Raw genomic sequence first — 18,007 nt, 5'->3', positions numbered from 1 at the left:
TGCTCTCAAAGCGGCTGCAAATATACACTAACTTTTTCCTTTCTACCAAACTAAAATTTAATAAATTTTAATTTAATTTTCTAAAGCCAGATCCTTTCGCATTACCCACCATCACTACTCTCAACGAACATACGCCTTGCTCCCAAAGCGGCTGCAAATATACACCCCAATTTTTATTACACAATGACTTTCTCAAGAAAATATTAGATTTACACGAACTGCAAAGACTTCAGAGAAAAGCTAGTCATAATAGAACTGATGTCTGAGTTTTATGTCAATTCAGCAACCAAAAATTAAACAGACTCCTGATATGATAAATTCAGTATAACAAAAACTACAGGAAAAGATCCCAAACCAGGCCAAATCTTACTAGGAAGTCGGTATATGGATAGTCTGGTGCAGAGAAATTGTTGTTCCCGGTAACCAAGGAATTTAAATGCTCCAACTTAAAGAAGATTCTTGCTTTGTCCACTTTTGCATTGAAGAAATAATCTACCACAGGAAAACCACCAATCTCTTCTTCATTCTGGACATAGAATTCTGCAAGGATGGGATCGTAAGCATTCGCTTCATACTTCGTAAAATACTTAAAAGTGAAACCTGTTTGAAGATACAGCGCCTTATCGAACCAGAAGTCCTTATAGTATATGGAATTCCTGGTAACCAGATCTGGAACATTAAGAACGCCTGCTCCTTCCAGGACATTCTGATACATTATAGTATTGTAGCTTCCGAAGAGACCAAAATCAAATTCTTTTTCAGCCTTCAGCTTTAAGTGTCTTACGGGCTGATCATATTGAAAAGGTTTTACCGACCCACTTTCATTTTCAGCAAAGTATGTATAGTTATCAATTTGTGATAAAGAAAAATTTATGTTCGCATATTTTTCAGAAGAAAGCCTGGCGTATAATCTCTGCGAACTAATATTATCGAAGTCGTTCTGCCAGTTATAATTGATATAATCATTCTGATAGAGCAGAAAATTAAAATTAGGCAAACTGCTATTTTGATCGAACCCGAAACGGATACTATTTTGAGTATCGAATTCATAACCAGCGGAAACATTTAGAAAATTACCGGAAAAATCATCATCAAGGTTGAGTCGCCCAGCAGCTTTAAGATCAAAATCACCAATACGCTCTTCATAAGTAGCACCCAGATGTAATAAATTCCCGAAAAGCTTATTGCCTACTACAGACTCCTCTGTAATATAGACGGCATTATATCCGTAATCATAATTAGTATGCCCGGCTTTTACGGAGAGTTTTCCTAGTACATCATTTTCAAAATTTACTGCGGCTTCATTAAAGGTGGTATATAGTCGAGTAGACGTTTGCAAATTAGTAGCCTCAAAAGAATCACCATAAAGAGCATTTTCCGCAGTTTCCTGATTAAAGACAAACTTTTTATAACTATGATCGAATTTGTGGGAGACACTTAATTTGTTAGTGGAATCCCTGGGATTGGTTAGTTGATATTCATGATCAATAAAAAACCTCTTCCCAAAGAGAGTACTTTCGGCGTCCTCATAGTTGACATCGAGAACAGATCGATCATCGAACTCTTCTTCCTCGGCAATATATTGAAGTACCGCAAGGCTATCAAGCCCTCCGTTTTCCTCATTCATTAGATCCTGAGAAACGAAGTGTGCTTTTATACGATACCTATCATTATTTGTATTGTAGGAGAACCCCATTCTAAGATTTCCGGTGCTGGTCAAAATATTCTGGTATTTACCTAAGGCCCTCGTTCCTTTATATGCGATAAACATATTTAAGTTCTTAGAAGTATTGATAGTAAATAATGCATCGAGCTGCTGCCCCTGTTCCGGTACAGTTTTAAAATAAAGCTGAGTCCATGGCGTTGGAACTTGATAATAGTTAATATCATCCACTTCCATAAAATTGTAGTGTCTTGCTTCTGCTCCAAATCCAGGAAATGCTTTGCTATTATCCTCAGCGTAACTAAGAGCATTGTAGGTTTGTCCGGTATTTGAAAATGGCAACAACTCAAAATTATCTTTTCTAAGATAATTGAACTTGTAATCCTTTAATATGGTGAGCGTGGTATCTAGATGTGTAGTGTCATTCTTCACCGAAATGATCTTGTACAGATCTACCGGAGGAAGACTATCCTTTTCCGATGCTATATTCTCTGCTAAGACATTTTTAGAGCTCTGAGCTAATAGAGTAGAGCCGATCGAAAAACACAGTATGATAATAATTGGATATAATTTCATGAAATGTTATTGAATACAAAATTAGCTGTAATGCCCCTGTGGTATTATATTTGTAATATACTAAACCTATATAAACCAAAATTAAACAGAATGATCAGATTTAAACCGTTATTTCTAATTGCATTTTTATTTTCTGTATTTACCTCCGTAAATTCCCAGAATTTAGATTTACCTACTGCTTATATCAGAAATAGTAATAGTGGGAAAAATAAAATACCAGCAAACGTAAAAGGATCTCCATTTATCAATGAAAATTTTACATCTAGCCAGCTAATTGTAAACAATAAAAAAATTAAAGCTCAACTAAGATATGACGCATATACGGATGCATTTGAAGTAAAACAATCCAATGGTAGTGTCTATTTAAGTAAAAATCCTCAAATTTCAATTAATTATCTGAATAACAACTATTATTTAATTGAGTACTACAATGATAGTGGAATTCTGAAGATGGGGTATTTGCAATCTATGGTAGAAAATGAAGATATTAAGGTATATAAAAGAGATGTTAAGATTTTTGAAGAAGGAGAAGAGGCCATCAATAGTTATGCTGTAGACAAGCCAGCAAAATTTGAAGAAGAGGTCAGATACTACTTAGCTTTGAATTCTGATAACCCAAAAGAAATTCGTTTGAAAAGAAGAGATATTATTCGATTCTTTGATAACAAGAAAGTAAAAAACTTCATCAAAGATGAGAAGTTGAAATTCAAAGATGAAAATGATCTGATTGAGCTAGCAGATTACTACAATAAAATGCACAACAATGAGAAATAATTTTTTTCTAAGTCTATCTATTTCTTTCTACTACTCCATAATGTTGAATATGTCTAATTGTGATCAAATGCAATAAATACTATAATCACTTAAAACTAATTCATACGTAGAAATTGTTAACTTAAAAGGTTAACTCTCTTGAAATAAAAAGCCAGGCTATTTAAGCCTGGCTTTTTTAAATTTGATATAAGAATTTAATTTTAATTCTTAACGAATTGTAATCTGTAGGTGCCAAAGCTACCTGCCTCAACGGTATGAGTCAAATTCAAAGTTATTTGACTTATACATGTAAGAGCTCTTCCAGAACCTTCTACACTTCCGACACCATAATCTGGATCACCTCCAAACGTGTCATAATGCCAAGCCTCTTGTTTCGGCACAGTTATAGAACCTGTACTAGGGTTGATTGAAAATACTACATCGTAATTCATTTCTCCACCAGCATCTGGATTTGGATGACCAGAAAGATTTACCATAGTAAATTCATTTTCACCTGGGCCTTCTACGATTTCAAATTCGCTATTTAAAACAAACCCAAATTCATCCACTGTGAAAGCATATGTACCAGGAATGGAAGCAAGGTCAACAGTAGGACATTCTACTGTGAAACCAATTTCCTGAGTTAACGGGTTGAAAGTACTAAGCTCAGAACCTTCAACAGTCTCTAAGTTTAAATTTAAAACACTACCACTTGCAGGAAAAACGTCTGAAGCTGGTGTTGTGATAATTACATCGGCTGAAAATTCTCCGGCTGGAATTGTAACCGTGGTATTATCGATATTATAAAAAGATGTACCTAACGTACTGGACTCATCCACAGAAACAACAACCTGTCGATCCATAGAAGATCTTGTAGAAACAGCCACTGTGTAACGGTTTTCAGTATCAGCTACAGGGTTGAAAACCAGAGGATTTGCGGTACTTTGAAAACCAGCAAAAGATTGCCCGTTATCCACGTCGTAAATCACTTTATCCTCTTCACATCCTATTACTGTTGCTAACAACAGTAATAGGACAGGTAATTTATATAAAAGCTTTTTCATTTTGATATATGTTAAAATTAGTAACCTGGGTTTTGCTGATCTCTTAATCCTGGATTAGCCTGGAACTCTACAATAGGTAATGGCAGAGTAAATCTATAGTCCGTTGGTGATAAAGTACATGCACCATTAAATGCGCAATCTACCGGATCTTTCAACACACCTCTGTTTGCTCTTTCACCCAAACGTTTTAGATCTTTCCATCTATGTCCTTCAAAAGCCAACTCAACTCGCCTTTCTTCAAGGATATCAGCAAACGCACCTTGCATATCATCATATGATGGAAGAATAGTATCTGTACCGTATCTAGCATCTCTCAATCTTTTAATAAGAGAAGCAGTAGAATTTGAATCGCCATTAAAATTACCTTGTGCTGCATAAGCTTCAGCAAGAATAAGTAGCATCTCAGAACTTCTAAAAACTTTAAGATCGTTCATCAAAGGACGGCCTTCCGAACCAGCATATTTATTTACAACTAGAACGTCGTTGGTTTGTCCACCAGCCATAGCTGCATAATTTGGATCAATTACCGAGGTAGAATCGAATAGCACTTCAAATCTAACGTCTTCTTCGTCCACCAAATTAAAAAGTGATCTTCCAGCTTCAAAATACGGCGAACCATCGTATCCCGGTCCAACGAATGCAAACCTAGCTCCAATCCATCCAGCAGTAGCCACAGTTCCTGTAGGACCTTGAACATCATAAGAATCACCAATTGTTCTTTCTAACTTGAAAATAATTTCTGCATTGTCACTATCATTGAAAATACCCTGGTACTCATCTTTATCTGCAAGACCATACTTATCAAGCAATTCAGAAGCATTAGCTTCAGCTACCGCATAATTTTGACGGTATGCAGCCATCCTAGCTCTCATAGCAGTAACGAAATCCTGACTTATGAAAGTAGCTGAACTTTCAGTATTAAGTAGACTTTCAGCCTGATCCAAATCAGATTCAATCAGTCCAAAAACTTCACCGTTGGTATTTCTAAGTAATTGTTGATCAATAGTAGGAACAAAATCTACTAAGATAACTCCCAAAGCACTGTCATCAGTATAATCTGTAGTATAGTACGATTGTAGTTGGAAATGACCAAATGCTCTGATAGCATAAGCTTGCCCAAGTATATCATTATATCTAGATTCCTCACTGGCAGCTGGCTCAAGAGCTAGAGCTGCATCTATCAATCTATTTGCAGAATTTATTAAGCCATAATTCCTGATCCAGAAATTAGCAGAAGCTGCACTACCTGCGTTCAGGTTAAAACCATAATCCTGGATACCCTGTCCACCATTATCGAAACCTATAGCTAATTCATCTGTAAAAATAGCGTTAAAGGCAATCTCTGGTGCTAAGTTAATATTATTGTAAACTCCAAATAAACCTGATTCCAGATCATCTACCGTTTCAAATGCCGCATCGGCATCCAGCCTACCAGGCTGATCAATTTCAATCGCGTCACTACAGCTAAATAGTATAAGACCAACGAATGCTCCTAATAAAACTTTTATTCTTTTCATATTTTTATTTTATAATCCAATTTCTAATCCTAATGACACGGTACGTGGAGTAGGATATATTCTTGATGTATTACTTTGTGCTTCAGCATCAAATCCTCTCCATTTGCTAAATGTCGCTAAATTTTCTCCCTGAACAAATACTCTTAATGCAGTTAAACCCATAGTATCAAGGTAAGTTCTTGGAAGGCTATATCCAATAGTAGCAAATCTTATTCTTAAAAAATCTGCATCTGTTATATACCTATCACTACCATAAACACCAATATTAGTAGCATTTAAACTAGGTATATTTGTCACACGATTATCTGGAGTCCACGCATCCAACAAATCACTAGAGGAGCGGAACTGACCGATACTGGTAGGATCCTGAAATCCTGAAAGATCAAAGTCATATCGATCTACCCCGATAACGTAGTTAAATTGTGTTTGCACGAAAAATCCTTTATAATCCATATTCACACCAAAACTTCCATTATAATCAGGATATATATTTTTATCCAACCATACACGATCAGTATCTGCATTAGGATTTTCAGTAACTTCTCCATCTGCAGTATAGAATAATGCGTTACCATTAATAGGATTTACTCCAGCATATCTAATTGTATAGTACTCATAAAGCTTACCACCTTCTCTTCCAATACCCTCGATTATACCATCATCTGCCGGCAAGTCTAAAATTTCAGTTTCGTTGTAATTCCCAACTAGACTTACATTCATATTGAACCCACCTTCTTCCAAACTGCGGAATATATCGTAATTCAAAGTAAGATCCAGACCCTTATTAGACAGACTACCAACGTTGGCGTTAATGCTAGTAATAGCGTTAATAGCTGAAACTGGAGTACTCTGGAAAAGATCTGTAGTTTCCTTATAATATGCATCTACTGACCCTCTCAATCTAGAACTAAATAATTCAAAATCTAAACCAAGGTTACCGGAAGTTACTGTCTCCCATTTAAGAGTAGTGTTAGCAATTTGACTTAGGAAAATAGAGTTCTGACCACCATAACCTGATCCTGTTGCAAAAAAGTTCTTTGTCAAATCTGGACCAGAAAAATAGGTTGTACCAGTAATTCTCTGGTTACCCGCAGTACCGTAAGAACCTCTTAGTTTCAATGCGTCAAACACTGAGCCATTCATGAATGCCTCATTATGAATATTCCATCTACCTGCAACGGACCAAAATGTTGCATAACGGTTACTTTCAGCAAATCTATAAGATGCATCGCGTCTTATAGAACCAGATAAACCATATCTTCCATCATAATCCCAATCAAGTGTTCCAAAATATGAGAACAGTCCTGCATTTAAGATATTCGCATTAGCTTGATCTACAAAGAAATCATTGTCAGAGTTATCATCTACAAAACCAGAACCATCTCCAGGAGAGAAAGTTTTAGGATCAAGTCCCTCTGCAGTATATCCAAATGTTCTTAAATGAGCTTTGAAATACTCTAAATATGCTCCAATACCAAAAGTATGATCTCCAATATCTTTAGTATAATTTAATGATGTCACATTATTAAAGGTAAACACTCTTCTGCTCTGTTGAGATTGATCTCCAGCAGTTGGGTTCGCACCACCACCAAATAACAAACCATTGAAAGAATCAGGAGCAGTTGCGCTAGTGAAAAATTCACTATTATAATCTGCACTTGCAACGATTCCTGCAGTAAGATCATCGAAAATCTCATAAGAAGCATTAAAACTACCTACAAGTTTCACTTCTTCTTCCAGTCTTGTAAAAGTTTTTAACTTATCAATTAGGAATAAAGGAGTGTTAGTAAAACTTAGAGGGGAAAGTAATGCTGCTCCATTAGTATAATCATTAGGAGAAATATAAGGAGCGGCCTGATACGCACCAAGAACATAGTTCTGGTTGATTCCACTTCCACCAATTGCATTTGGCTCATTATTCTGCGAATAGTTCGCAGTTAAATTAAGACCATAATTGAATTTATCATTTTCACTACGTCCTGCAACGTTAGAGCGAACATTGAACCTCTGAAGATTTGATCCTCCCAAAATACCTTCAACATCAGAATATCCAAGAGAGGTAAATTGAGTAGTTTTTGCACCACCGCTAGAAAAGTTCAAAGTATGGTTTTTAGTAAGTGCATCTCTAAAGAAATAACCCGCCCAATCTGTAGTCTCGGTAGCAGCAATTTCTTGATCTGTTAAAGTAGTACCCAAACCATTCCCATAAGTTCTCTCTAGCCTTAATTGCTCTGGAGAACTTAATAGATCATAATCATTATCCTGTAGTGTACTTACACCAAGAATACCAGTGTAATTAATTTTTAAAGGAGAATTATAACCACCTCTTCTAGTTTCAACAATTACAACACCGTTCGCACCTCTGTTACCGTAGATAGCAGTTGCACCGGCATCCTTTAATACTGAGACGGAAGCGATATCCTGTGGGTTCAAACTACGGAAGTTATCCCCATCTACAGGAGCACCATCAATAATAAATAAAGGTGATGTATTACCGTTGATAGAATTTACACCACGTAAGTTCACCACAGAACTTGCTCCAGGCTGACCTGAATTAGTGGTAATATTTAAACCGGCTACCTGACCAGATAGTGTTTGCACGAAACTAGCGTTAGGCCTGTTTTCAATACTTTTAGCAGTTACGGTAACAGAAGAAACTGAAGACTTCTCTTTAGTAGAGGTTCTGTAACCTAATACCACAACTTCGCCTAATGCTCCCTGATCTACGCTCATCGATACATTGATCACATTTTGAGCCCCAACTGGCACAGATTGCGCAGTATAACCTAGAAAGCTAAAGTTCAAGGTTGAACCTTCGGCTGCAATTATTGAGTATTTACCATCAAAATCGGTTTGAGTCCCTACAGAGGTACCCTCAACAACTACTGTTGTTCCCGGTAATGGCAAACCATCATCATCGTAAACAGTTCCAGAAACTGTTTTGTCCTGTGCAAAACCAATTTGCACGACTAACACCAGTAACAGCGTTAGAAATCCATGTAATCTTTTTTTCATTATTTCGTTAAATTTGAATTAGCCTGCGTCAAAAATGCTAATAAATCCTTAACATACCAAAAAAACTTACACTTTAACTTATTAAAATTTTAACAGGCTCAGTGAAAACGTGGAATTTCACTGCATGCTGAAGCCGTAAATTTGTTAAAAGATTACATTCTTAAATGCATATGCTAAAATCTTATGATAAATCAAAACTTGTGGCGGGAACCGATGAAGCCGGACGGGGCTGCCTCGCAGGGCCTGTCACTGCTGCTGCCATCATTTTACCTAAGAACTTTAAAAACAAGCTTTTGAATGATTCCAAGGTCCTGAGTCTAAAAAATAGGAACCTTTTAAGAAATCTAATTCATGAAAATTCCTTCGATTTTGCAGTGACCCATGTTTTTATGGAAGAAATCGATGAAGTAAATATTTTGAACGCATCAATTACGGCGATGCAGAGGTCTATCATAAAATTGAAGACCAAACCAGATTGTATTATTGTTGATGGAAACAGATTTAAACCCCTGGACTCCATACCACACGAGTGCATTATAAAAGGTGATGGTAAGTTTCTTAGCATTGCAGCGGCTTCTGTTCTGGCAAAAACCCACCGCGATGAGTATATGGAAAAGATCCATGAAGAATTCCCTATGTACAATTGGAAAAAGAATAAGGGGTACCCTACCAGGGAACATCGTGCAGCTATCGAAAAGTATGGTATTACCAAATATCACCGGAAAAGTTTTAAACTCCTCCCCGATCAATTGAAGATTGAATTCTAAGTTTATATTTTTGTAAGCCTACCTATTATATATGAACAAGTTTCTAAGTCTTATTTTCTGCCTGCTCCTTATTTCCTGTGCAGAAGATTCTGATAGTAATCTGATTAACACAGATCTTATACCTGATTCTGCGGAAGTGATCTTCGTTTCTCCTTCCAGCGAACAACTTGAAAAAGATCTGATGGAACATGAAACTACTTTGAAAAGTGGAGACCTGAAGGATTTGATGAATCAACCCAGAGAGCTTTTAAGGTATATTAATTCTGAAAGAGAAACCATTCTTTATATACATGTTGACAGTATAGGATCTAAACATATAGTTTTGATTATTCAGAAAGATTCCACTTCCCTGATGCTGGATAGTATTCAAAACAAACAGGTGGAAACTTTCAATGAAGAAGATATTCAATATAAGAAGGTGAAACTGGAAAATTCTGAATTTTATCACCGTGAAATTGCCAATTTCAGCATCTTCAGTAAAAGTAAACATGCGATCGTTCAGGCTAAGCGCAGTAAGAAATCTAATTCGCAGGAATTCCAGAAAGCATTGGATGCTTCAGATCCAAAAAAGACCTCTTTGATCTATTCAGATAATACGAATGTAATGTTCTTTTCTGAAATGTTCTCCGAGATAGATCTTCCGAAGAAAAAAGGAAACTGGAATGTACTGGATCTGCATGCGAATGAATCTGAACTTGTATACAACGGAATTTCAATACATACTAATTCCGAAGCCTCTAAAAACTTTGCCCCTGTAACCGACTTTAAACATGAAGTGGCCAGATTTTGCCCGGAAGACTTTATTTCTATAGTTTCTATGAGTTCAGGGCTTAAACTTCAAAGCAAGGATACAACCGCTAATCTGGACTTTCTGGATAAAGTAAGTGATATTTCAAGCATCAAGCTTAAAACCGGAAATGTCCGTATTTGGAATGCAATTGATACCGAACTAGTTAAAAACCTACTGTTCCACGATTATGAGCTTAGTGAACGATTCCGGGAAATAGATATTTTTAAGGGAAGTTTTGCTGTGCCAGAATTGTTGCTAAATTCTGAAGTTAATCTAAGTTCAGGACACTTTATATTCATTGATCATTTTATAATTGCCTCTGAAGAAATCTCCGTTCTCAAAGAGTCAATCGTCAATTTTCAAAATAGCAAGACGCTATCAGAAAATCCTCAATACGTTAGAATGATGAATTCGCTGTCATCTGAATCAAGCATGCTTGCGATAACAAATATTTCCGCAGCGAAGGAATTGGGGATCGCTAATGAATCCGACTTCAAAAAAGGTAGCCTGGCTGCATTTCAGGTGATTTCAGAAGAAAAATATGATCATCTACACGGTATTATCGCAGAACCAACGGAGGCCGACAGACTTTCCAAAGGCGCTGAACAGATCGCTACAATTACCACCAGCCAACCTATAGTAGGAATTCTTCAATTCTTCCGGAATCATGAAACAGACCAGATGGATATTCTTGTGGAGGATACGGGAAATCAACTCAGCCTGTATTCCAACAAAGGCAGCATGTTCTGGTCCAAACAACTGGATAGTCAAATTTCAGGAAAAGTGCACGAAATTGATCTTTTTAAAAATGGCAATAAACAACTTGCTTTTTCCACCGGCTTTCAACTTGAAGTGTTGGATCGAAAAGGCCGCGATGTACAACCGTTTCCTAAAAAGTTTAATGATCCGCTAACGCAGCCACTGGCAGTATTTGATTACGATAACAACAGGAAATACAGGTTTGTGCTCACCCAGAATAATAAAGTCTACATCCTTGGACCAAAAGGTAATAGTATTAAAGGTTTTGATTTCGACGGAACAAAAAGCACCATAACCAAAGCTCCGAAGCATATTCGCCTTGGAAACAAAGATTATATCCTGATTCAGGAAGAATCGGGTAGACTACAAATCCTGAGTCGGCAGGGTAGCATTCGTGTTCCTACCTCGAATAATTTTAACACCTCTGAAAATGAATGGTATGGCTATAAATCTGATTTTATCACTACTCAACCTGAAGGTAACCTGATAAAGGTGGATCAAAATGGAAAAGTTGATTTGAAAAACCTTGACCTTGCAGAAAACAATCGTTTGGTGGCAACTGAAAACCATCTGGTCTACCTGAATGAAAACGAACTGATGATCAATAATGCCAGCGTAAGTCTTGATTTTGGATTGTATACCAATCCGCAGCTATTTCAAATCGGACGCAAAACTTATGTAAGTATTACCGACACCCAGGCCAAGAAGGTCTATGTATTTAATGATAATGCTGAATTACTTCCAGGCTTTCCAGTATATGGAACTTCTGAAGTTGATCTTGCAAACGCAGATCTGGATAAACGCCTGGAAATGATCGTTAAAGGTGGAGATAATGAGATTCTGCTGTATAAGCTATAATCTTAAACCAACTCAGCTTCGAATAACTGACTGAAATGTTTCATCAGTTTTTGCTGAACTTCAGCCATAGCAACTTCTTTCTGACCTAACTCTACATTTAAGGATGTAACGGCTTTATCTTTAATTCCGCACGGAATAATATGATCAAAATAGCCAAGATCTGCGTTCACGTTCAGGGCAAAACCATGCATGGTTACCCATCTGCTAGCCCTAACACCCATAGCACATATCTTTCTCGCAAATGGAGTTCCCACATCCAGCCAGACGCCGGTTTCTCCAGGGCTTCTTTCAGATTTTATTCCATATTCAGCCAGTGTGAGGATTACCATCTCTTCAAGTAATCTCAGGTATTTATGAATATCAGTGAAGAAATTATCGAGGTCAAGAATGGGGTAGCCAACTATCTGTCCCGGCCCATGATAGGTTATATCCCCTCCTCTATTGATCTTGTAAAAACTGGCATTCTTTTTCTCCAATTGCTCTTCAGTCAAAAGTAGATTGGTATGATCTCCGCTTTTTCCTAATGTATAAACATGAGGATGCTCCACCAACAGCAAATAATTTCGGGTAGCGATATTTTCATTCTGCCTTCTGTTCCTGATCTTTTGATCCAGAGTATCCTTAAACAGTTGCTCCTGGTAATCCCAGGTTTCCTTATAATCCTTGCTGCCCAGGTTTCTAACTTCAACTTCCTTATTCATATTTTAAGACTTGGGATTATTTAATATAATGAGCGCTGCAATTACTCCGGGAACCCATCCCAGCAGCGTAAGTATTAGTACGATTAAAATTGAACCACAACCGCGATCATAAACTGCCAGCGGGGGAAATAATACTGATAGAATTACTCTCCAAATACTCATTTTCACTAATTATAGAGGCAAAGATAGAATTATTATTTCGGCTTTTAATTGCATTGTATGGCAGGCTGATAGTCACTATATTTGCATCCGCATTTTTGTTGAATGCATAAAAAAAATTATATGCAGCAGTTATCAGAACAGGAACAAATTAGACGTGAGAAATTATCGGCGATACGCAAAGCCGGAATTAATCCATATCCAGCCGATCTTTTCCCGGTAGATCATACTACCACAAAGATCAAGGAAGAATTTGCTGAAGGTAAAAAGGTGGTGATCGCCGGAAGACTTATGTCAAGAAGGATCCAGGGGAAAGCATCTTTTGCTGAACTTCAGGATTCCAATGGTAAGATACAGGTGTATTTTAACCGTGACGAAATTTGTACTGGTGATGATAAAGCGAAATACAATGATTTCTATAAAAAATGGCTTGATATTGGCGATTTTATAGGAATTGAGGGAGAGTTATTCAAAACTCAGGTAGGAGAAATGACCGTTATGGTGAAAGATTTTCACCTGTTGAGTAAGTCATTGCGACCACTTCCACTTCCAAAAACAGATAAGGACGGGAATACCTACGATGGTTTTACAGATCCTGAACACCGCTATAGACAACGTTATGCAGATCTTGCGGTAAATCCTAAGGTGAAAGAGGTTTTTGTAAAGCGTACGAAACTTTTCAATGCAATGCGAAATTTCTTTAATGACAAAGGATATTTTGAAGTTGAAACGCCAATACTTCAGCCAATTCCAGGTGGAGCAGCTGCAAAACCTTTTGTATCGCATCATAACGCCTTGGATATACCACTATACTTAAGAATTGCGAACGAGCTATATCTTAAAAGATTGATTGTTGGTGGATTTGATGGTGTATATGAGTTTTCTAAAAACTTCAGAAATGAAGGGATGGATAGAACTCACAATCCTGAATTCACGGCAATGGAAATTTACGTGGCTTATAAGGATTATAATTGGATGATGGAATTTACCGAAAACCTGCTCGAGCATTGCGCCATGGCGGTGAATGGTAAAACTGAAGCTACCTTCGGAAAGCATAACGTAGATTTCAAAGCTCCGTACAAACGGGTTACGATGACGGATGCTATCAAACAGTTTACTGATTTTGATATTACCGAGAAATCTGAAAAAGAGCTATATGAGGCAGCCACTAAAATGGGCATCGATGTAGACGAAACGATGGGTAAAGGAAAACTGATCGATGAGATCTTTGGAGAAAAGTGTGAAGGAAACTTTATACAGCCAACTTTCATCACAGATTATCCTAAGGAGATGAGTCCACTTTGTAAGACTCATCGCGATAACCCTGAGCTTACAGAACGTTTTGAATTGATGGTTTGTGGTAAGGAGATCGCAAATGCATACTCCGAGTTAAACGATCCTATCGACCAGAGAGAACGCTTTGAAGAGCAATTGAAACTATCAGAAAAAGGAGATGATGAGGCGATGTTTATCGATAATGATTTTCTTCGCGCACTGGAATACGGAATGCCTCCAACATCGGGACTTGGAATCGGGATGGACCGGTTGATCATGTTCTTAACCAACAACCAGTCGATACAGGAAGTATTGTTTTTCCCTCAAATGAAACCTGAAAAGAAACAGGTCGAACTTTCAGAAGAAGAAAAGTCGGTTTATACCTTATTGAAAGATGACCAGGTTCATGATATGAATTTAGTGAAAGAGAGAAGTGGATTGAGCAATAAGAAATGGGATAAAGCCTTAAAATCTCTTCGGAAGCACAAAATGATCGAAGTGTATAAAGAAGGTGAAGTTCTTAGCATCAAGATTGCTTAGATTCTGAAAATTATTTTTAAAAAAAAGAGGCTTTTCAGCCTCTTTTTTTTGTTATTGGATACTCCAGAAGTTCCTATTTTCCGAACATTCCTCCAAGCTTCCCAGCCATATCGCTAATATTCCCAGCTTCTCCATCACCTTTTAGGTAAGAATCAAGATGTTTCGACATAGTTTCAGGCATTCTGTCCTTTAAAATTCCAGAAACCACCTGTACAGCTATTTTTGCCTGAGATTCAGAGATTCCGGCTTTTTCTGAGACCATTTTTACTATTTCTTCCATAATTTGAGTTGCTTTAGTTCTAAAATCAATTAAATATAGCAAAACAGCTATTAAATTTGATTCCTTCAGTACTATAAATTCTTTTAACTTAATTTTAAACCTTTCAGGAATTTGCTAGTCCTAAAACTGCGGAAGGCTAAAGGTTTACCCTATTCACGAATATGAGATCTTTACTTTCTGCTCAACTTATTAACTAAAAACAAACTATTTATGATTAAGAATCAGAGCTTTAAGCTTATGCTTATCGCCCTTTCGTTATCGGTTTCCAGTTGTGCTGTTTTTCAGAAACAGGATAATAAGGATGCTAAAACTGCTTCATCTGAAGAATCCAAGAAGGATAAAGATGGAATGAAGCCTTACGCAAAGGTGATCACCAAGGATGCGAAATCAGACGAAGGTCTGTTCACCGTTCATAAGGTTGATGAAAAGTACTTCTACGAAATTCCAGACAGCCTTTTTAACCGCGAAATGCTTACCGTTACAAGAATCGCTAAGACTGCAAATGGAATTGGTTTTGGTGGTGGAAAACAAAATACTCAGGTTCACAGATGGCAGAAAAAAGGTAATAAGGTACTACTAAGAGTAGTATCTTATGATATCTATGCTGCAGATTCTCTTCCAGTACACGAGGCGGTAGTAAACTCTAACTTTGAGCCTATCGTTGAATCTTTTGATATCAAGACTGTAGGAAAAGACAGTATCTCTAAGTCCACTGTCATCGATGTTACAGATCTTTATACAAAGGATGTCCAGGCGCTTGGATTGCCAGACAGAACCAGGAAACAGTACAAAGTTTCCAGATTAGATGATAATAGATCTTATATCGATACAATTAGATCTTATCCAGAAAACATAGAAATTAGACACGTAAAGACTTATAATGCTGGTGATCCACCATCTAATGAGAGTCTCGGTTCTATTTCTTTAGAATTCAGTAACTCGATGATCTTACTTCCAGAAGTTCCTATGGAAAGAAGATATTTTGATGAGCGTGTTGGATGGTTCACTACAGAGCAAACAGATTATGGTCTTGCAGCTCAAAAAAGTGAGACGGTAGAATATCTTGATCGCTGGAGACTTGAAGTGAAGGACGAGGATATCGAGAAGTTTAAAAATGGGGAACTGGTTGAACCAAAAGAACAGATCGTATACTATATCGACCGCGCAACTCCAGAGCAATGGGTTCCATTTATTAAGCAGGGAATCGAAGACTGGCAGGTTGCTTTTGAAGCAGCAGGTTTTAAAAAGGCTATTATTGCCAAGGATGCTCCAACAGTAGAAGAAGATCCGGACTGGAGTCCTGAAGATGTAAGATATTCTACAGTAAGATACCTTGCTTCTCCAATTCCAAACGCAAACGGACCTCACGTAAGTGATCCACGTTCAGGAGAAATTCTTGAGTCCGATATCAACTGGTATCACAACGTAATGACTCTTCTTAGAAACTGGTTCTTCGTACAAACCGCTGCCATCAATGAAGATGCGCAGGGAGTTGCCTTTAAGGATGAAGTGATGGGAAGACTTATTCGTTTTGTTTCCTCTCACGAAGTGGGACATACTTTAGGTTTACCTCATAACATGGGAAGTAGTGTTGCTTACGCTGTGGAAGACCTTAGAGATCCAGAATTCACGAAAGAATTTGGAACAGCTCCATCTATTATGGATTATGCCCGTTTCAACTATATAGCGCAGCCAGAAGATGGTGATGTAGCTTTGATGCCAGAGATCGGGCCATATGATAAGTATGCGATCGAATGGGGTTACAGACCTATTCTTGACAAAGAAGGAAAAGAAGAAAAAGAAATTCTTGACCAGTGGATCCTGAAACATGCAGGAGATGCTAAATATCGCTTCGGAAGACAGCAAAGTGGCGTGATAGATCCAAGTTCTCAAACTGAAGATCTTGGTGATGACGCAATGCTTGCCAGCGAATACGGAATCAAAAACCTGAAGAGGATCGTTCCTAAATTGATCGAGTGGACTGCTGAAGATGGTAAGGATTACGATGATCTTGATGATCTTTATGGGCAGGTACTTTCACAGTACAATCGTTATATGGGTCACGTGACCGCAAATATTGGTGGTGTGTATGAATATTACAAGACTTACGATCAGGAAGGTGCAGTTTATACTCATGTAGATGCTGAAAAGCAGGAAAGAGCTATGGAATTCCTTCAGGAGCAATTATTCACGACTCCGGAATGGATGATCAACCAGGATATTTTCAATAAGATCGAATTTGACGGTAACATTGAAAGAATTCGTGGAATGCAGCAAAGAACTCTGAATAACCTTCTTGACTTCGGAAGAATGGCGAGATTAATGGAAAACGAGGAGATCAATGGAAAAGATGCTTATTCTTTACTGGATATGATGACCGATCTTAGAAAAGGACTATGGAGTGAGGTTTACAATGGAAGATCTATAGATCGTTACCGTAGAAACCTGCAACGTGCTTACGTTGAAAAGATGGGTGAATTAATGACTGAAGAGCAGGATGAGATTCCTGCACGTTACAGAAGCTGGGTTACCAGAAGTAATGTAAATGTTGCTCAAAGTGACATTCGACCAGTTGTTCGTGGTGAACTTACTACGCTACAGAGACAGCTTAGAAATACAGCAAATTCTGGAGATACACTAACGCGCTATCACAAGCAGGATCTATTGAAAAGAATTGACCTCATCCTTAATCCGATGAAATAAATTTTTATTCAAATGATATAGGAAAGGCAGGATTTTTGGATCCTGCCTTTTTTTATTTAAACCTTTTATAAATAAGAGAGTCTTATTTGTATAACTTAAAATTTTGAAGATGAAAAAGATGATCACCGTATTATTTCTTGCGCTTGGCTTAAGTACTTTCGCGCAGGAAAGAGGAGAAGGCCGTAAGGATCTAAGTAGTGAAGAAATGGCGACGCTGAGTGCGAAAAGACTGGCTATGCAGCTAGATCTTAATGAAGATCAGGAAATGAAGCTTAAAGCGCTTTATATGACCAAAATGGACGCGAGGGAAGAAGGTCGTGAAGAAAATGCTGAGAAACGTGCTGAAATGATGGAAAAGCGTGACGCGATGAAAGAGAAGCGTGAAGAAATGCGTGAGAAGCGCAAAGCTGACTCTGAAGAGATGAAAGCAGATCTTCAGAAGATTCTTACTGCAGATCAATTCCAGAAATGGGAACAATTACAGGAAAAAAGACGTAAAGGTAGAAGATCTGGCAACGGTACAATTCGAAACTAAAAATTTAGGTGTTAAGTTAAGTGTTAGTTAGTTGAAAAAACGGGATCTGAAT

13 protein-coding genes are annotated in these 18,007 nt (G+C 37.5%); 6 read left to right on the top strand and 7 right to left on the bottom strand.

Annotated features, from left to right (window positions below):
• Positions 1-334: 334 nt before the first annotated feature.
• The gene (locus JM79_RS03190; protein WP_141876779.1) at positions 335-2,239 is read right to left on the bottom strand and encodes a putative porin; all 1,905 of its coding nucleotides are present in this window, start codon (positions 2,237-2,239) and stop codon (positions 335-337) included.
• Positions 2,240-2,329: 90 nt separating this feature from the next.
• Here JM79_RS03190 and JM79_RS03185 point away from each other — a divergent pair, with 90 nt between their 5' ends.
• Complete coding sequence (locus JM79_RS03185; protein WP_141876778.1) at positions 2,330-3,013, top strand: hypothetical protein; 684 nt, start codon at positions 2,330-2,332, stop codon at positions 3,011-3,013.
• A gap of 200 nt (positions 3,014-3,213) precedes the next feature.
• Here the strand turns inward: JM79_RS03185 and JM79_RS03180 are convergent, their stop codons facing one another.
• From JM79_RS03180 to JM79_RS03170, 3 genes are read right to left on the bottom strand one after another with little or no spacing between them, the layout of a single operon-like run.
• Positions 3,214-4,017: a DUF1735 domain-containing protein gene (locus JM79_RS03180; protein WP_141876777.1), complete on the bottom strand. Its 804-nt coding sequence runs from the start codon at positions 4,015-4,017 to the stop codon at positions 3,214-3,216.
• Between the two features lie 56 nt (positions 4,018-4,073).
• Entirely contained in the window at positions 4,074-5,573 is a 1,500-nt protein-coding gene (locus JM79_RS03175) for a RagB/SusD family nutrient uptake outer membrane protein (protein WP_141876776.1), read from the bottom strand.
• Between the two features lie 9 nt (positions 5,574-5,582).
• Entirely contained in the window at positions 5,583-8,588 is a 3,006-nt protein-coding gene (locus tag JM79_RS03170) for a SusC/RagA family TonB-linked outer membrane protein (protein ID WP_141876775.1), read from the bottom strand.
• A 170-nt stretch (positions 8,589-8,758) separates the two neighbouring features.
• On the opposite strand from JM79_RS03170, the gene JM79_RS03165 reads away from it, so the two are divergent.
• Together JM79_RS03165 and JM79_RS03160 are read left to right on the top strand one after the other, a co-directional pair.
• On the top strand, positions 8,759-9,355 hold the full coding sequence (locus tag JM79_RS03165) for a ribonuclease HII (RefSeq protein ID WP_141876774.1): 597 nt from the start codon (positions 8,759-8,761) through the stop codon (positions 9,353-9,355).
• A 31-nt stretch (positions 9,356-9,386) separates the two neighbouring features.
• Positions 9,387-11,762, top strand: a complete 2,376-nt coding sequence (locus JM79_RS03160; protein ID WP_141876773.1) for a hypothetical protein — start codon at positions 9,387-9,389, stop codon at positions 11,760-11,762.
• Between the two features lie 2 nt (positions 11,763-11,764).
• Here the strand turns inward: JM79_RS03160 and lipB are convergent, their stop codons facing one another.
• Both lipB and JM79_RS03150 read right to left on the bottom strand, forming a co-directional pair.
• On the bottom strand, positions 11,765-12,463 hold the full coding sequence (gene lipB / locus JM79_RS03155; protein WP_141876772.1) for a lipoyl(octanoyl) transferase LipB: 699 nt from the start codon (positions 12,461-12,463) through the stop codon (positions 11,765-11,767).
• Between the two features lie 3 nt (positions 12,464-12,466).
• Positions 12,467-12,625 carry a YqaE/Pmp3 family membrane protein gene (locus JM79_RS03150; protein ID WP_084509746.1) on the bottom strand — a complete coding sequence of 53 codons (159 nt, stop codon included), beginning with the start codon at positions 12,623-12,625 and terminating at the stop codon, positions 12,467-12,469.
• Between the two features lie 120 nt (positions 12,626-12,745).
• Between JM79_RS03150 and lysS the strand changes: the two genes are divergently transcribed.
• Positions 12,746-14,437: a lysine--tRNA ligase gene (lysS, locus tag JM79_RS03145; RefSeq protein WP_260443364.1), complete on the top strand. Its 1,692-nt coding sequence runs from the start codon at positions 12,746-12,748 to the stop codon at positions 14,435-14,437.
• 73 nt (positions 14,438-14,510) lie between these two features.
• Here the strand turns inward: lysS and JM79_RS03140 are convergent, their stop codons facing one another.
• Positions 14,511-14,717, bottom strand: coding sequence for a hypothetical protein (locus tag JM79_RS03140; protein WP_141876770.1), 207 nt, complete (start codon positions 14,715-14,717; stop codon positions 14,511-14,513).
• A gap of 210 nt (positions 14,718-14,927) precedes the next feature.
• On the opposite strand from JM79_RS03140, the gene JM79_RS03135 reads away from it, so the two are divergent.
• Together JM79_RS03135 and JM79_RS03130 are read left to right on the top strand one after the other, a co-directional pair.
• Positions 14,928-17,420 (top strand): zinc-dependent metalloprotease, encoded by a 2,493-nt coding sequence (locus tag JM79_RS03135; RefSeq protein ID WP_141876769.1) that lies wholly within the window; start codon positions 14,928-14,930, stop codon positions 17,418-17,420.
• A 109-nt stretch (positions 17,421-17,529) separates the two neighbouring features.
• Positions 17,530-17,955, top strand: coding sequence for a DUF4890 domain-containing protein (locus tag JM79_RS03130; protein WP_141876768.1), 426 nt, complete (start codon positions 17,530-17,532; stop codon positions 17,953-17,955).
• The last annotated feature ends 52 nt before the right edge of the window (positions 17,956-18,007 follow it).

Source organism: Gramella sp. Hel_I_59, assembly GCF_006714895.1.
In the GTDB taxonomy this organism is placed as follows: Bacteria; Bacteroidota; Bacteroidia; order Flavobacteriales; family Flavobacteriaceae; genus Christiangramia.
Note: the sequence above shows the minus strand (reverse complement) of the source record. Positions and strands in the feature narration are given on the sequence as shown.

Excerpts from the sequence above, each read along its gene's own strand:
- JM79_RS03190 (WP_141876779.1), bottom strand. The coding sequence starts at position 2,239 with ATGAAATTATATCCAATTATTATCATACTGTGTTTTTCGATCGGCTCT.
- JM79_RS03185 (WP_141876778.1), top strand. The coding sequence starts at position 2,330 with ATGATCAGATTTAAACCGTTATTTCTAATTGCATTTTTATTTTCTGTA.
- JM79_RS03175 (WP_141876776.1), bottom strand. The coding sequence starts at position 5,573 with ATGAAAAGAATAAAAGTTTTATTAGGAGCATTCGTTGGTCTTATACTA.
- JM79_RS03170 (WP_141876775.1), bottom strand. The coding sequence starts at position 8,588 with ATGAAAAAAAGATTACATGGATTTCTAACGCTGTTACTGGTGTTAGTC.
- JM79_RS03165 (WP_141876774.1), top strand. The coding sequence starts at position 8,759 with ATGCTAAAATCTTATGATAAATCAAAACTTGTGGCGGGAACCGATGAA.
- JM79_RS03160 (WP_141876773.1), top strand. The coding sequence starts at position 9,387 with ATGAACAAGTTTCTAAGTCTTATTTTCTGCCTGCTCCTTATTTCCTGT.
- lipB (WP_141876772.1), bottom strand. The coding sequence starts at position 12,463 with ATGAATAAGGAAGTTGAAGTTAGAAACCTGGGCAGCAAGGATTATAAG.
- JM79_RS03150 (WP_084509746.1), bottom strand. The coding sequence starts at position 12,625 with ATGAGTATTTGGAGAGTAATTCTATCAGTATTATTTCCCCCGCTGGCA.
- lysS (WP_260443364.1), top strand. The coding sequence starts at position 12,746 with ATGCAGCAGTTATCAGAACAGGAACAAATTAGACGTGAGAAATTATCG.
- JM79_RS03140 (WP_141876770.1), bottom strand. The coding sequence starts at position 14,717 with ATGGAAGAAATAGTAAAAATGGTCTCAGAAAAAGCCGGAATCTCTGAA.
- JM79_RS03135 (WP_141876769.1), top strand. The coding sequence starts at position 14,928 with ATGATTAAGAATCAGAGCTTTAAGCTTATGCTTATCGCCCTTTCGTTA.
- JM79_RS03130 (WP_141876768.1), top strand. The coding sequence starts at position 17,530 with ATGAAAAAGATGATCACCGTATTATTTCTTGCGCTTGGCTTAAGTACT.